This is a genomic window from Arthrobacter sp. KUASC02 (genome assembly GCF_059739395.1).
This window is the reverse complement of sequence record NZ_AP046053.1, coordinates 2,058,012-2,073,809: the sequence shown is the minus strand read 5'-3', so window position 1 is coordinate 2,073,809 and position 15,798 is coordinate 2,058,012. Positions and strand designations below refer to the sequence as shown.

The window sequence follows — 15,798 nt, the reverse complement described above, 5'->3', positions numbered from 1 at the left end:
TTACATAGAATAAATTACTTGAACCTTCAATTTATTCCTGGCGGAGCCGACGTCCCCGAAGAATGATGTGCGCCAGGTTCCGCAGCGTTTCCGGACTGATCCTGGGGTCCTGTTCGCACAGTACGACGTCGGCGCTGGCACCCTCGGCGATACCCTCCGCTCCGAGCCACTTCCGGGCGCCCCACGACGCCGCGTCCAGCGCCGCCGCCGCCGGCAGGCCGGCGGTGTGGAGCGCCTGGATCTCGTCCACGATCCGGCCATGGCCGATGACGCTGCCCGCATCCGTCCCGGCGTAGATCGGCACACCCGCTTCGAAGGCTTCCACAATCCGCTCGTTCCGCCGCTGCCACAAGGCGCGCATGTGTGCGGCATACACCGGAAACTTCGCTTCCGCCCGGGCCGCGATGTCCGGGAACGTTGCAATGTTGATCAGCGTGGGAACAATAGGGACGCGCTGTTCCACGAAGCGCGGTATGTGCCGCGGGAGGAGTCCGGTGCCGTGTTCGATGCAGTCGATGCCGGCGTCGAGCATGTCATCCAGCGTGTCTTCGGCGAAACAGTGCGCGGTCACCCGGGCACCTTCATCGTGGGCGGCGCGGACGGCATCCCGCACCACGGCGGCCGGGAACGACGCCGCGAGGTCGCCGGCGCCGCGGTCGATCCAGTCCCCCACGAGCTTGACCCAGCCGTCACCCGCGCGCGCCTGCTTCCGCACGGCTTCGACCAGTCCGTCCGGCTCGACTTCAATGGCGAATCCGCGCAGGTAGCGGCAGGTCCTGGCAATGTGGCGTCCCGCCCGGATGATCCGCGGCAGCTCCGGACGCTGCTGGATCCACCGCGTGTCATGCACCGCTCCGGCGTCGCGGACCAGCAGCGTGCCGGCCTCAAGGTCTGTCACGGCCTGCTCTTCGGCGATGGACTCGGACACATCCCCGTCGGGTCCAAGGCCGATGTGACAATGTGCGTCCACGAGGCCCGGAAGCACCCAGCCGTCCAGCACCACGTCCGGCGGAGCGGCCGGCCGGGTGAATGTCAGCCTGCCGTCCAGGGCCCAAAGGCCGTCCCGTTCCTGGTCGGGGGCGGTCAGCACGGTCCCGGTGAATTCGATGATTCCACGCATGCCTCCAGCCTAGACCGCGGTTCCGGGTCGTGGATGTGAACCTCGTGTGACGTGGAGGCTGCCCGGGCCTGTGGTAGCTTCGTCTACGACCACACGGGTGCCCCTGCAGGGGCTGAGATCGGGCTGACGCGGCCTGCGACCGTCGAACCTGTCCGGGTAATGCCGGCGAAGGAAGTGAGTATTCCGTGAATACACCAGAAACACAGCTGAACCCTGCCCAAAATGGGTCCGCCGCCAGCCAGGCGGGCACTCATGAAACGCAGTCCCTGAAGTCCCATTCACTGGCGTTCATCGCCGACGAGGCCACCGGGATCCGGGTGCCGGTGACCGAAATTGCCCTGGAGGATTCGCCGGGGGGCGCGGCCAACCCGCCCTTCCGGGTCTACCGGACAGCAGGGCCCGGCAGCGATCCGGTGGTGGGATTGGAACCGTTCAGGACCCGGTGGATTGAATCCAGGGCGGACACCGAGCCGTACAGCGGCAGGGAACGGAACCTCCTCGACGACGGCAAGTCGGCCGTGCGCCGGGGCGCTGCGTCCGCGGAGTGGAAGGGCGCGCAGCCGGTGCCCCGCCGTGCGGTCGCGGGCCGCACCGTCACCCAGATGCACTACGCCCGGCAGGGCGTGGTGACTCCCGAAATGCAGTTCGTCGCGCTACGGGAAAACTGCGATGTTGAGCTGGTGCGCAGCGAAGTTGCCGCGGGCCGAGCCATCATCCCCAACAACATCAACCACCCGGAGTCCGAGCCGATGATCATCGGCAAGGCCTTCCTCGTGAAGATCAACGCCAACATCGGCAACTCGGCTGTTACCAGTTCCATCGCCGAGGAGGTCGACAAGCTGCAGTGGGCCACCCAGTGGGGTGCAGACACGGTGATGGACCTGTCCACCGGAGACGACATCCACACCACCCGGGAATGGATCATCCGCAACTCGCCGGTGCCGATCGGCACCGTGCCCATCTACCAGGCCTTGGAGAAGGTCAACGGCGAGGCCAACAAACTGACGTGGGAAATTTTCCGCGACACCGTCATCGAGCAGTGCGAACAGGGTGTGGACTACATGACCATCCACGCCGGAGTCCTGCTGCGCTACGTACCGCTGACGGCCAACCGCGTCACCGGCATCGTCTCACGCGGAGGATCCATCATGGCGGGCTGGTGCCTGGCCCACCATCAGGAAAACTTCCTGTACACGCACTTCGACGAACTGTGCGAGATCTTCGCCAAGTACGACGTTGCGTTCTCGCTTGGCGACGGGCTGCGGCCCGGCGCGACGGCGGACGCAAACGACGCCGCGCAGTTCGCAGAGCTGGATACGTTGGCTGAGCTGACGCAGCGCGCCTGGGAATTCGATGTGCAGGTGATGGTGGAGGGCCCCGGACATGTGCCGTTCCACCTTGTCAGGGAAAACGTGGAGCGCCAGCAGGAACTCTGCAAGGGAGCACCCTTTTACACGCTCGGGCCGCTGGTCACGGACATAGCTCCCGGCTACGACCACATCACGTCAGCCATCGGCGCCACGGAAATCGCCCGTTACGGCACGGCCATGCTCTGTTACGTCACACCCAAGGAACACCTGGGGCTGCCGAACAAGGACGACGTGAAGACCGGTGTGATCACTTACAAGATCGCCGCCCACGCCGCCGACCTCGCCAAGGGCCACCCGGGGGCCCATGAACGTGACGACGCCCTGTCCAAGGCCCGGTTCGAATTCCGCTGGCGGGACCAGTTTGCCCTGTCTCTGGACCCTGTCACGGCTGAGGCCTTCCATGACGAGACGCTGCCGGCGGAACCGGCAAAGACTGCGCATTTCTGCTCCATGTGCGGGCCCAAGTTCTGCTCCATGCGCATCAGCCAGGACATCCGGGACGAATACGGTTCAGCCGAAGCCCAGACCGCCCTGGCCGAGATGGCGGCAGGCATGCGGGAGAAGAGCAACGAATTCCTGGCAGCCGGCGGCAAGGTCTACCTTCCGGAACTGCAGCTTCCCCGCCAGGAACAGCCGGACCTGCGCAATGCCACAGCGGGTGAAGGCGCCGCTAAGACGCCTGTGAGTGCTGACGCCGGCTGACCTCTGCAATAAATGACCGGATGAACCGGTCTCCCTCCACGGAGTCCTGAGGCCGGTGCCCGCCCGCTGCAACGCGGTGCAGGGCACCGGTTTCGCGCAGGTACCCGGCAATCTCCTCGTACAGCGGCTCCCAGCCGCCGGTGAGCACAAGCGTAGGGACTCCCGGGACGATCTCCAGCGGCGCCTCCCACGGGGGCGCCTGCAGCCGGAGCCTGCGGGCGCTGTTGAGCGCTTCCGGTGTGGCCGGGCCGTCGCTGTGAACGGAAAATGCGCGCCGGACGAACTCCCGCTGGAAGTCGTCGTCGCCCAGCTGGTGCCGCACATCGAATAGGGGCTGCATCAGGGACCGGTGCGCTGCCGTCGCGGGCAGTTCGGCGGTCAGCGACAGGCACGCGGGCTCCACCAGGGTGAGGGAGTGCACCAGGTCCGGGCGCTCCACAGCCGCCATCATCGCCGCGATGGCGCCCTGGGAATGGGCCACCACATGACCGCCGGCAGCGCCGCGGCCTTCATCCGCCAAAGCGGCCAGCACAATCCGGGCGTCGGCCTGGAAGTCCGACTCAAGAGGTTCCGCCACCGGGTCAAAGCCGTAGCGGCGCAGGAACAGTGCGTCATAGGCAAGTGCCATGCCGTGCTGCTTGGGCCACGCGGCGGACCCGAAGGCCCCCGAACCGTGGACGAACACTACGCGCTGCTTAAACATGCCCCAACCCTATGGCAATGGCCGGATAATTCGGCGGGCGACATTGAACCGGCCGACAATCACGTTGCCCGCGCGGAAGACTGCCCTGCCGGTAACTTACTTGCTCCCGCCGAGGAACTTGTCGAAGCCCTTGGGCAGGTTGAGCTGGGACGGATCGAAATCCGCTCCCTGCTGGCCGAAGGCGGCACCGGTGGGCAGTGCCTTTCCGGCGTTGGCACGCCGGGCCTCCGCCTCGCGGAGCTCCTGGGCTGCCTTGGCCGGGTTTCCCGACTTGGCCTTCTTCTTGGGCGCGTTCTTGGCGCCCTTGCGGGCACCTCCCGCGCCGCCGCCCATGCCCGGCATCCCCGGCATGCCGGGCATTCCGCCGCCGGCTGCCATCTTCTTCATCATCTTCTGCGCCTGGGCAAACCGCTCCAGCAGGCCGTTGACGTCCGACACATGCATGCCCGACCCCTTGGCGATGCGGGCCCGGCGTGATCCGTTGATGATTTTCGGGGCCACGCGTTCGTGCGGCGTCATGGAACGGACGATCGCTTCCACGCGGTCGATTTCGCGTTCGTCGAACTGCTCCAGTTGCTGGCGGATGTTCTGCGCGCCCGGCATCATCATGAGCATTTTCTTCATGGAGCCCATGTTGCGGATCTGCTGCATCTGGGCGAGGAAGTCGTCGAGGGTGAAGTCTTCCTGGTCGGCGAACTTCTTCGCCATCCGCGCCGCTTCGTCCTTGTCCCAGGACTTTTCCGCCTGCTCGATCAGGGTGAGGACATCGCCCATGTCGAGGATGCGGGACGCCATGCGGTCCGGGTGGAACAGCTCAAAGTCGTCAACGCCTTCGCCGGTGGAGGCGAACATGACCGGCTTGCCGGTGACCGACGCAACGGACAGGGCGGCACCGCCGCGGGCGTCGCCGTCGAGCTTTGAGAGAACGATGCCGGTGAAGTTGACGCCTTCATCGAAAGCGAGCGCCGTGTTGACGGCGTCCTGGCCGATCATGGAGTCGATGACGAAGAGCACTTCGTTCGGCACGATGGCGCGGCGGATCTGGCGCGCCTGCTCCATCATGTCGGCGTCCACGCCAAGTCGTCCGGCGGTGTCAACGATGACGACGTCGTGGAGCTTCTGCCGCGCTTCCTCGACACCGGCGCGGGCAACCGCCACGGGGTCGCCCGCAGGATGGTCCAGTTCGGTGGACGTGGCACCCGGGTGCGGGGCGAAGACGGGAACTCCGGCGCGCTGGCCGACCACCTGGAGCTGGGTTACGGCGTTGGGCCGCTGGAGGTCGCATGCCACGAGCATGGGGCTGTGGCCCTGGGACTTCAGCCACTTGGAGAGTTTGCCGGCGAGGGTGGTTTTGCCGGCACCCTGAAGGCCCGCGAGCATGATGATGGTGGGGCCGGTCTTGGCCAGCCGGATGCGCCGGGTTTCGCCGCCCAGGATCTCTACGAGTTCCTCGTTGACGATCTTGACGATCTGCTGGCTGGGGTTCAACGCACCGGAGACCTCGGCGCCCAGGGCACGCTCGCGCACCCGGCCCGTGAACTCGCGGACCACTGGCACAGCAACGTCGGCGTCCAGGAGGGCCCGCCGGATCTCGCGGACCGTGGCGTCAACGTCCGCCTCGGTGAGGCGGCCCTTGCCGCGGAGATTCTTGAAGGTTGCTGTCAACCGGTCAGAGAGTGAATTGAACACGCGCCGTGCACTTCTTTCAGTGGATCTACAGCTGGCGGCCGGTGCGGCTCGCCAGAGTCGTGACTGTTGTTGGCCTGGACCAACTGCCTCGACAACGGGACTCGACTATCTAGGGTACCAAGACAGCCCTTCAAGATGGCATGCTGGCAGGATGGCCACCCAAACAACTGTAAAAACCCTGCTCATCCTTGGTGCGTCAGGGGATCTTACCGGCCGGCTGCTCCTGCCGGGGCTCGCACGGCTGGCCGCCCGGGGCCGCGCCGACGGGCTGACGCTCGTGGGGGCAGGGTCGGATCCCTGGACCCGGGAGCAATGGCTTGAACGTGTGGAGACGTCCTTTGCCGACTCGAACTCCCAGGCGGACGCCGCCGGCAAGCGCGAACTCAAGCGGATTGCGGGGTCAACGTCGTATCACCAGCTTGACGTGACTGCCCCCGGCGGACTTGCCTCCCTGCTGTCCGGCCTCGAAGCCCCGGTGGCCGTGTACTTCGCCCTTCCGCCCCACGTCAGCCAAAAAGCCTGCGAAGTGCTGGCCCCGGAGGACGTGCCCGCCGGCACGCGCCTGGTGATGGAAAAGCCGTTCGGCTCCAGTGAGGATTCCGCCCGCCACCTCAACGTGACCCTGGCGGCGCTGGTCCCGGAGGACCACATCCACCGGGTGGACCACTTCCTGGGCAAGGCGACGGTGCTCAACATCCTCGGCCTGCGCTTCGCCAACACCTTCCTGGAGCCGGTCTGGAACCGCGATTACATCGAGAAGGTGGAGATCATCTTTGATGAGGACCTGGCGCTGGAAGGCCGCGCACGCTACTACGACGCCGCCGGCGCGCTCCGTGACATGATCCAGAGCCACCTGCTGCAGATCATGGCCCTGATGGCCATCGAGCCGCCGGCAACCGTCGATGAGCGCGATCTCCGCGACGCTGTGGCCACCCTCCTGCGCGCCAGCAGCATCAAGGCCCCCTACCGCGCGAACACGCGGCGGGCCCGATACACCGCCGGGTCCATCGACGGCAGGCAGGTCCCCGACTATGTCAAGGAAGCAGGCGTGGACGCGGCCAGGAACACCGAAACACTCGCGGAGGTGCAGGTGGGCATCGACAACTGGCGGTGGCAGGGTGTCCCCTTCATCCTCCGTTCCGGCAAGGCGCTCGGAGCAAAACGCAAGGAGGCAGTTGTCACCTTCAAGCCAGTGCCGCACCTGCCCGCAGGATTCACCGGCGTCGACTCGCCTAACCAGCTCCGGATCGGGTTCGGACCCGACACCCTGCAGTTCGACGTCGACGTGAACGGCCCCGGCAACGTCCTGAGCCTCGACCGCGTAACGCTCAACGCCGAACTCAGCGCTTCCGACCTGCTGCCGTACGGCGAAGTGCTCGAGGGCGTCCTCACCGGCGATCCGCTGCTCTCAGTGCGGGCGGACACCGCCGAGGACTGCTGGCGGATCATTGAGCCGGTGATCAAGGCATGGGAACGCGGCAGCGTTCCCATGGAGGAATACGCGGCCGGAACGTCCGGTCCCGAGGGCTGGCCGGCCTAGGTGCTCCCAGCGCCGCCGTTACCAAGGTAACTGTTCCCAACACAGCGGTTCCCAACGCAGTTCTTCGCAACGCAGCGGTTCACAACGCAAAAGCGGGCCCGGCACCTTGTCAGGTGCCGGGCCCGCTTGAGGCAAAGCTCATTGGGCTGGCCGTCGGCTAGATGGCGGCTGAGCCGCGTTCACCCGTTCGTACCCTTACAGCTTCAAAGACGTCCACCGTCCAGACCTTGCCGTCACCGGCACGGCCTGTGTTGGAGCTGGCGATGATGACATCCAGGATGTCGTCCGCCTGTTCGTCCGTGGCCAGGACCTCAACGCGGATCTTGGGAAGCAGGTCCACGTTGTACTCAGCCCCGCGGTACACCTCGGTGTACCCGCGCTGCCTGCCGTACCCGCTGGCGGCGCTGACCGTGAGGCCCTGCACGCCATAGGATTCGAGCCCCTCCCGGATGGAGTCGAGCTTTTCCGGCCGGACGATTGCTGTGATCAGTTTCATGCCCCCACACTTTCCTTACCTGTTGCTGCGTCAGTCTTCTTGCCGTCTTCGGCTACCGGAGCGGACTCCTCGCCCTGCTTGCCGGTGATCAGTTCATGCAGCGGCTGGAAGCTCCCGCCGTGGCCGCCGACGCCGAATTCGTAGGCAGTTTCTGCGTGCAGGCTGAGGTCCACGCCCACAACTTCCTGCTCCTGGGAGACGCGGAAGCCCATGGTCTTGTGGATGGCCAGTGCGATCACGGTCGTCAGGACGGCCGAGTAGGCGATGGCAATGCCCGCCGCTGCGAGCTGGGCCCACAGCTGGGTCAGTCCGCCGCCGTAGAACAGGCCGCCACCGACACCTTCAACCGGGAGGGCGATGAAGCCGAGTGCCACGGTACCGATAACGCCCGAGACGAGGTGGACGCCGACAACGTCCAGTGAGTCATCGAAGCCCCAGCGGAACTTCAGGCCGACTGCCAGGGCGGAGGCCACACCGGCGACGACGCCGAGGCCCAGCGCGCCGATCGGGCTGACGTTTGCACAAGCCGGGGTGATGGCGACCAGGCCGGCCACCACGCCGGAAGCTGCGCCCAGTGACGTGGGGTGGCCGTCGCGGATGCGTTCGGTGATGAGCCAGCCGAGCATGGCAGCTGCCGGTGCGGCGAGGGTGTTGACCCAGATCAGGCCGCCCTGTTCCGCCGTGGTTGCTGCGCCGCCGTTGAAGCCGAACCAGCCAAACCACAGGATCGCTGCACCGAGCATTACGAACGGGATGTTGTGCGGGCGGTGGTTCGGGTCCTTGCCGAAGCCCCTGCGGTTGCCGATGATCAAAACGAGAATGAGTGCGGCCACACCGGCATTGATGTGCACCACGGTGCCACCGGCGAAGTCAATGGCAGGACCGAGAGCCTTGCCGACTGCGCCTTCAGGCCCGAAGAGGCCTCCGCCCCAGACCATGTAGGCGATCGGGCAGTAAACCAGCGTGACCCAGACCGGGACGAACACGGTCCAAGCGCCGAACTTTGCACGGTCCGCGATGGCGCCGCTGATCAGTGCCACTGTGATGATGGCGAAGGTTGCTGCGTAGCCGACCTTGATGAGTCCGTCCGGGGTGGTGATTCCCTCGAGTCCGAACGTTGCGAACGGGTTGCCGACGATCTGTATGAAGCCTTCGCCGGAGCTCATGGATGCGCCCCAGAGTACCCACACCACACCGACCATGCCGATGGAGATGAAGCTCATCATCATCATGTTCAGCGCGGCTTTCGCACGCGTCATGCCGCCGTAGAAAAATGCCAGCCCTGGTGTCATGAACAGCACAAGTGCCGCCGCAACCATAAGCCATACGTGACCTGCGGTAAGTTCCATGGTGCACGTCCTCCCTTGCCTAGATGCTTTGTTGATCCCGCGGAGTTCTCCGCATGCCCAACGCCTATTTGCGTTCTAAGAAGATTTTTGCCGGGCTGTGTTTCGCCGGCGGAGGAATTAGATGTCCGGGTTGTTACAAGAACCTCCCGGAAGTAAATGGTGCATATCTCACTTGTTACGGTTATGTTTCACCAGTCCCAAACGCCCTCCACAGCACTCCGCAAGGACAACGGCACCATGAACGATCGTTTCCGCCCCGGTAAGGCCTTGCCCGGCCGAAATGGCGGCCCACCAGGCCACCCCGGCCCCGCAGCACAGGCTGCCGGCACACGCCTTCCGCGCGATATTAAGGTGATGCTGGTCGCAGCCTTCCTGATTGCGCTTGGTTTCGGGCTGGTGGCGCCTGTGTTGCCCCAATTCGCCACCACCTTCGACGTCGGAGCAACTGCCGCCGCCGTCATTGTGAGCATTTTTGCCTTCATGCGGCTGCTGTTCGCGCCTGCCGGCGGCGCGTTGATCGTGAAGCTGGGCGAACGTCCCGTCTATGTTGCCGGCCTGTTGATCGTGGCCGTCTCAACTGCGGCGTGCGCGTTCGCCCAGGACTATTGGCAGCTGCTCATTTTCCGGGGACTGGGCGGCGCGGGCTCGGTGATGTTCACGGTCGCATCCATGGCCCTGGTGGTTCGGCTGGCACCGCCGGAAAGCCGCGGAAGGGTTTCCGGCGCCTACGCTTCCGCTTTCCTCATCGGCAACGTCTGCGGCCCCATCGTCGGCGGATTGCTCGCCGGCTTCGGCCTGCGCATCCCGTTCCTGGCGTACGCGGCCGCGCTGGTCCTGGCGGCACTGGTGGTCCAGACCCAGCTCAGCCATGTGCCGGGGAAATCACGGAAGGACGGCGGCACCGGGCCGGCGATGGGGCTGGGCGAGGCGATGCAGGACAGTGCCTACCGTGCTGGACTCTTTTCCAGCTTCGCCAACGGCTGGGCTACGTTCGGTGTGCGCATGGCCACGGTGCCGCTCTTCGCCGTGGCGGCGCTGGGTGGGGGGCCGGCTGCGGCGGGCTGGGCGCTGGCCGTCTTTGCCGGCGGCAACGCCGCGGCACTGACAGTCTCGGGGAAACTTGCTGACAGCCTGGGACGCAAGCCCCTGATGATTGCCGGTTTGGTCCTGACGGGCGTGGCGACGGCGGGAATCGGGTTGACCCACGACATGACCTGGTTCCTGGCGGCCTCCGCCGTCGCCGGAATAGGTTCCGGCCTGCTGGGTCCGGCACAGCAGGCCGCCATTGCCGACGTGATCGGCAACGGGCGCTCCGGCGGCCGGGTGCTGGCGGTCTTCCAGATGATGTCCGACGCGGGTGCCATCGTCGGCCCCGTCCTCGCCGGTGTGCTCGCGGACCGGTTAGGGTATGGCTGGGCCTTCGGCGTGACCGGTGGTGTGCTGATCGTGGCTGCCGCCGGCTGGCTCTTCGCGCGGGAGACCGTCCATAGGCCTGCCTGAGCAGTGCACGTAGTTCAGCAGCGCACCTAGTTCAGCAGCGCGTCCACGAAGCTCTCGGCGTCGAACGGTGCGAGGTCGTCCGCGCCTTCGCCCAGCCCGATCAGCTTGACCGGAACCCCGAGCGTCTTCTGGATTGCCACCACGATGCCGCCCTTGGCGGTGCCGTCCAGTTTGGTGAGCACGATGCCGGTGATGTTGACGACCTCGGAAAACACGCGGGCCTGGTTCAGGCCGTTCTGTCCGGTGGTGGCATCCAGCACCAGAAGGACCTCGTCCACTTCGGCCAGCTTCTCGATGACGCGCTTGACCTTGCCGAGCTCGTCCATCAGCCCGACTTTGTTCTGCAGCCGGCCGGCGGTGTCGATCATCACGACGTCGACCTCCTGGTCGATTCCTGCCTTGACCGCTTCATAGGCGACTGAGGCGGGGTCGGCGCCGTCGACGTCGGACTTCACGGTGGGAACGCCGACGCGCTGGCCCCACGTGGCGAGCTGTTCGGCGGCTGCGGCACGGAACGTGTCCGCAGCGCCCAGCAGGACGTCCTTGTCTTCGGCCACAAGGACGCGCGCGAGCTTGCCCACGGTGGTGGTTTTTCCTACGCCGTTGACACCGACCACCATCATGACGGAGGGCTTGTCAGCGTGGCGTTCGGTGCGGAGGCTGCGGTCCATGGTCGGGTCCACGAGCTTGATCAATTCTTCGCGAAGCAGGGCCTTGACCTGCTCGGGGGTCCGTGTCCCCAGCACCTTGACGCGTTCCCGGAGGGCGTCCACCAGCTGGATGGTCGGTGCGGTGCCAAGATCCGCCAGCAGGAGGGTTTCTTCGACTTCGTCCCAGACGTCTTCGTCAATCTTGTCGCTGGACAAGAGCGCGAGCAGGCCCTTGCCGAGGATGTTGTTGGACCTGACAAGGCGTTCACGGAGCCGGGTCAGCCGTCCGGCAACCGGCAGCGGAGTTTCGACAGCAATGGTTTCAAGCCCCGCCGCCTCGTCCGGGACCTCGGCCGGTTCCAGTCCTTCGAGGTCGACGGCGGCTGGCGCCTGGCGCTCGGTTGTCACCGCCGGGCGGTCCTCCACCAGCGTTCCGCCCGCGCCGCGCACGGGTTCGACAGGATCGTTGGCGTCGCGGGTGCCCGGGTACTTCGTGATGTTCCGGCGGGTCTTCAGGAGGACCGGGATCAGTCCGCCAACGACCACCAGGGCAGCGAGGATGGCAAGGATAATGGGGAGGATGTCATTCACTCCCCTAGCTTCTCACAATCGCGGGACGCGGCCGGAGACTGACGCCGGCGTCGGCCGCGGGGCCGCAGCCGGGCTAGACTTCGGCGCCGAGGCGCTGGCTGATGACCGTTGACACCCCGTCGCCCCGCATGGTGACGCCGTACAGGGCATCGGCAACCTCCATGGTCCGCTTCTGGTGCGTGATGACGATCAGTTGGCTGGACTCACGGAGTTCCTCGAAGATCGTGATGAGCCTGCCCAGGTTGGTGTCGTCCAAAGCAGCCTCCACTTCGTCCATCACGTAGAACGGCGACGGGCGCGCCTTGAAGATGGCCACGAGCAGGGCCACTGCGGTCAGCGAACGTTCGCCGCCGGACAGCAGGGAGAGCCGCTTGATCTTCTTGCCGGCCGGCCGTGCCTCCACCTCAATGCCCGTGGTGAGCATATCCGACGGGTCGGTCAGGACGAGCCGTCCCTCGCCGCCGGGGAAGAGCCGGGCGAACACACGGACGAACTGTGCCGAGGTGTCCGCGAACGCTTCGGCGAAGACCTTCTGGACACGGTCATCCACTTCCTTGATGATGTCCAGCAGATCCTTGCGACTGGATTTGAGGTCCTCCAGCTGGCTGCTGAGGAACTGGTGCCGTTCCTCCAGGGCCGCGAACTCCTCCAGTGCCAGCGGATTCACCCGGCCCAGGGAGGAGAGATCCCGCTCGGCCTTGCGAAGCCGTTTTTCCTGCTCGCCGCGGACGAACGGTTTGCCTTCCGGGATCGGCCTGCCGTCCTCGTCCACCGCCGCGCGGAGGGCCGCCCACTTGTCGGCGGATTCTTCGGCGGTCACGGGCACGGGCTGGTCCGGACCGTAGTCCGCTACCAGCTGGTCCGGAGACAAACCGAGCTCCTCGACCGAGCGCAGCTCGAGGGCCTCGATCCGCAGCCGCTGCTGCGTCCGGGCAAGCTCGTCGCGGTGCACCGAATCCGTCAGTTCCGCCAGCTCGCGGCCCAGGGCGTCATTCTGTGACCGTACCTCCACAAGTTCGCGATCCCTCAGCTCCCGCTCTTCCTCCGCAAGGTCCCGGGCGCGGAGGGCGAGATCCACGGAGGTGTCCATGAACGCGATGGCCTGCTCCGCCGCAGCCGAAACGGCAGCGGCCCGGCCCGCCTGGAGCCTGCGGCGGCGGGCACGCCGCGCCGCTTCTTCCCGCGCCCGGCGCTCGGCCGCCGCGGCACGTTCCAATGAAAGGGCCCGGTTGCGGGTGGCGGTGAGTTGTTCCTCGGCGCTCCGGAGCGAAAGCCTGGCCTCCATCTCGGCAGACCGTGCCGCGGACGCCGCCAGCGCCAGCTCGTCACGGAGCTCGGCCGAGGGCTCCTCGTCCGCGGGGGCCTGCCGGGCTGCATCGAGGCGTGCGGTCGCGGCTTCGAGGGCCTCCTGTTCGGCGACGATGTTTGCCTCGGCCCCGGCCAGCGACGCACCGAGCCTTTCGCTCTCCCCCACTGCGCTCCGGAGGACCGAGTTTAGATGGCCCAGCCGTTCCGCCACGGCGGCCAGCCGGGCATCTGATTCGTGGAGACGGTCCAGGGCGGCGTCTGCGCGTTCCTGGGCCTCGGCCTTTCGCGCCACCGCCGAGGCCAGTGCAAACCGGTTCCGTTCGAGATCGGCGCCAACCGCGGCGAGCCTCGTTTCGGCGTCGTCGACGGCAGCCTGCACTTCCAGCAGCGACGGTGCACTCGCCGAGCCGCCCCGGACGGTGAAGGCTGTGAAGACGTCGCCCGCGCGCGTCGCAACCGTCAGACCCGGCTGCTCGCGGATAAGCTCCGACGCCGCCTCCAGGCCGTCAACAACCACAGTGGCATCCAACACGCTGCGCACCAGGGTGTCCAGCAGCAGGTCCGCCGCGGCACCGCCGGCGTCAGATGCCCTGACCAGCTCCGCAGCCCATCGGGCACCCCGCGGAAGGGGACGTCGGGCGGACACAGCGGGTACAACAGACATCGCTTCCGGGTTGTCCTGCCCAGCAGGGGCCGCCAGCAGCAGCGAGGCGAGGCCGGCGTCGTCGTCCTTAAGCAGTTGCAACGCTTCGACGGCGGTAACGTCGTCCCGGACGACGACGGCGTCAGAGCAGTTCCCCAATGCGGCGGCGACGGCCGCTTCATAGCCGGATTCGACGGCGAGCATCGAGGCCAGGGGCCCGATGACCCCGGGCAATCCCGAGCCGGCCACGCGGCCGGACCCGTCCTTGCGGTTGAGCCCGAGCTGGAGTGCGTCGCGCCTGGCGAGCAGCGAATCGCGTTCCCGTTCCCCGTCGCGCCCGGCCGACGTGAGGGCTTCAATGTCGGTCAGGATTTCGTCCAGGGCAGCGCTGGCATCCTCGTAATCGGCGTCAAGGGATTCCTCGCCGTCCTCGACGCCGGCGACCTGCGATTCCAGCGCCGTAAACTCGCTCTGGGCGCGGCGCCGCCGCTCGTCACCGGCGGCCTGGGATTCCCGGAGCCGGCCAAGTTCGGCTTGTGCCGCCTCAACGCGTGACCGTGCCGCACCCACCTGGCCGGCCAGTTTTGCCAGCCCCTCCCGGCGGTCGGCAGCCGCACGAAGCACAGCAGCCAGCCGTTTGTCTTCGGCACTCGCCGCACTCTCGGCGTCCTGCTTGGCTGCCGTCGCGGCTTCCAGCGCGGTGCGTTTTTGCAGGATCCCGACTTCCAGTGCGGCTTGTTCTTCGCGGACGCGGGCAGCGTTTCTTTCAAGCTGTTCCGGATCCCGTCCCGAGTCCGGCATCTCGTCCGCGGCGCCCAGCAACCGGCGGCGTTCCTCCGCAAGCGACCCGAGGGAACGGAATCTTTCGCGGCCTGCCGAGAGCTGGTACCAGGTGTCCCGCGCAGCGTTGAGCTTGGGCGTTGCCTCGGCCGCCTGCCGTTCCAGCGCCGACTGCCGCTGACGACCGTTTTCGAGGCCCTGCTCCACAATCGCCCTGCGCGCCTTCAGCGCGGATTCATCCGCCACCTCCTGGGCCAGGACGGACCGCAGCTGCACAAGGTCGTCCGCCAGGAGCCGGGCTCGGGCGTCCCGCACTTCAAACTGCACGCTTTGGGCGCGGCGGGCCACTTCCGCCTGTTTGCCGAGCGGGGTCAGCTGCCGCCGGATTTCACTGGTGAGGTCACCCAGTCGCTGCAGGTTCGCCTGCATCGCCTCCAGCTTCCGGACCGTCTTTTCCTTGCGCCGGCGGTGTTTGAGAATCCCGGCGGCTTCTTCGATGAAGCCGCGCCGGTCCTCCGGTGTGGCGTGCAGGACCTTATCCAGCTGCCCTTGCCCCACAATCACGTGCATTTCACGGCCCAGTCCGGAATCGGAGAGCAGTTCCTGAATGTCCAGGAGCCGGCAGCCGGCGCCGTTGATGGCGTACTCCGACCCGCCGGTGCGGAACAGCGTGCGGGAGATGGTCACTTCGCTGTACTCGATCGGCAGGGCGCCGTCTGTGTTGTCGATGGTCAACGAGACGTGGGCCCGGCCCAGCGGCGGCCGGCCCGACGTGCCCGCGAAGATGACGTCCTCCATCTTGCCGCCGCGCAGTGTTTTGGCACCCTGTTCGCCCATGACCCAGGACAAGGCGTCCACAACATTGGATTTTCCGGAACCGTTCGGACCGACCACTGCAGTGACGCCCGGCTCGAAGTCGAACGTCGTGGCTGACGCGAACGACTTGAATCCGCGGACGGTCAGGCTCTTGAGGTGCAAGGTGGTTCGGATCTCCTGAGTGGCTGATGTTCTGAGCTGCTGAAATTCTGAGTGCTGAACTTCTGAGTGCTGAAATTCGGCGTGTTCCTGCCTCAAATCTACTGCGTGGCACCGACATTGCCCGGATTTGGGCATGTTCACGCCATGAGACCCTTGCCTCGCGTCCCCGCGTGCCCTTAGACTCGCGGCTAGAGGTTGCTTGACGCTGCTCGACCCGGTGGTCTCACACCGGATCGACTTGGCAGGATACAGCGAAGCTGGACTGGCCATGATGCAGTGAGGGGCGTTTTGGACGCAACCTTCTGTTGGACGACAACTGAATATCTTGGTTTGGCTGCGCCGGGGGGCGGCATGCAGGGCAGTGCATTGAGCACCGCCT

10 protein-coding genes and 1 riboswitch are annotated in these 15,798 nt (G+C 66.3%); of the genes, 3 read left to right on the top strand and 7 right to left on the bottom strand.

Going from position 1 to position 15,798, the window contains the following annotated elements:
* Positions 1–31: 31 nt before the first annotated feature.
* Entirely contained in the window at positions 32–1,120 is a 1,089-nt protein-coding gene (locus AC6JAC_RS09440; RefSeq protein WP_028271658.1) for an amidohydrolase family protein, read from the bottom strand.
* Between the two features lie 83 nt (positions 1,121–1,203).
* Positions 1,204–1,311, top strand: a riboswitch (TPP riboswitch).
* Here AC6JAC_RS09440 and thiC point away from each other — a divergent pair.
* On the top strand, positions 1,306–3,192 hold the full coding sequence (gene thiC, locus AC6JAC_RS09435) for a phosphomethylpyrimidine synthase ThiC (protein WP_028271657.1): 1,887 nt from the start codon (positions 1,306–1,308) through the stop codon (positions 3,190–3,192). (Overlaps the previous riboswitch by 6 nt.)
* Here the strand turns inward: thiC and AC6JAC_RS09430 are convergent.
* Both AC6JAC_RS09430 and ffh read right to left on the bottom strand, forming a co-directional pair.
* Positions 3,161–3,895: an alpha/beta fold hydrolase gene (locus tag AC6JAC_RS09430; protein ID WP_028271656.1), complete on the bottom strand. Its 735-nt coding sequence runs from the start codon at positions 3,893–3,895 to the stop codon at positions 3,161–3,163. The genes thiC and AC6JAC_RS09430 overlap by 32 nt on opposite strands.
* Before the next feature lie 96 nt (positions 3,896–3,991).
* Positions 3,992–5,584, bottom strand: a complete 1,593-nt coding sequence (ffh, locus tag AC6JAC_RS09425) for a signal recognition particle protein (RefSeq protein ID WP_028271655.1) — start codon at positions 5,582–5,584, stop codon at positions 3,992–3,994.
* A 151-nt stretch (positions 5,585–5,735) separates the two neighbouring features.
* Here ffh and AC6JAC_RS09420 point away from each other — a divergent pair, with 151 nt between their 5' ends.
* Positions 5,736–7,124 carry a glucose-6-phosphate dehydrogenase gene (locus AC6JAC_RS09420; RefSeq protein WP_028271654.1) on the top strand — a complete coding sequence of 463 codons (1,389 nt, stop codon included), beginning with the start codon at positions 5,736–5,738 and terminating at the stop codon, positions 7,122–7,124.
* A gap of 157 nt (positions 7,125–7,281) precedes the next feature.
* On the opposite strand, the gene AC6JAC_RS09415 is transcribed toward AC6JAC_RS09420, so the two are convergent.
* Entirely contained in the window at positions 7,282–7,620 is a 339-nt protein-coding gene (locus AC6JAC_RS09415) for a P-II family nitrogen regulator (RefSeq protein WP_011692333.1), read from the bottom strand.
* Positions 7,617–8,969, bottom strand: a complete 1,353-nt coding sequence (locus AC6JAC_RS09410; protein ID WP_028271653.1) for an ammonium transporter — start codon at positions 8,967–8,969, stop codon at positions 7,617–7,619. The genes AC6JAC_RS09415 and AC6JAC_RS09410 overlap by 4 nt, the downstream gene beginning before the upstream one ends.
* Positions 8,970–9,323: 354 nt before the next feature.
* On the opposite strand from AC6JAC_RS09410, the gene AC6JAC_RS09405 reads away from it, so the two are divergent.
* A complete protein-coding gene (locus tag AC6JAC_RS09405; RefSeq protein WP_051628958.1) occupies positions 9,324–10,469 on the top strand; it encodes an MFS transporter in 1,146 nt (381 codons plus the stop codon).
* Between the two features lie 26 nt (positions 10,470–10,495).
* On the opposite strand, the gene ftsY is transcribed toward AC6JAC_RS09405, so the two are convergent.
* Together ftsY and smc are read right to left on the bottom strand one after the other, a co-directional pair.
* The gene (gene ftsY, locus AC6JAC_RS09400; protein ID WP_028271651.1) at positions 10,496–11,710 is read right to left on the bottom strand and encodes a signal recognition particle-docking protein FtsY; all 1,215 of its coding nucleotides are present in this window, start codon (positions 11,708–11,710) and stop codon (positions 10,496–10,498) included.
* A gap of 73 nt (positions 11,711–11,783) precedes the next feature.
* Complete coding sequence (smc, locus tag AC6JAC_RS09395) at positions 11,784–15,419, bottom strand: chromosome segregation protein SMC (protein ID WP_028271650.1); 3,636 nt, start codon at positions 15,417–15,419, stop codon at positions 11,784–11,786.
* Between the last annotated feature and the right edge of the window lie 379 nt (positions 15,420–15,798).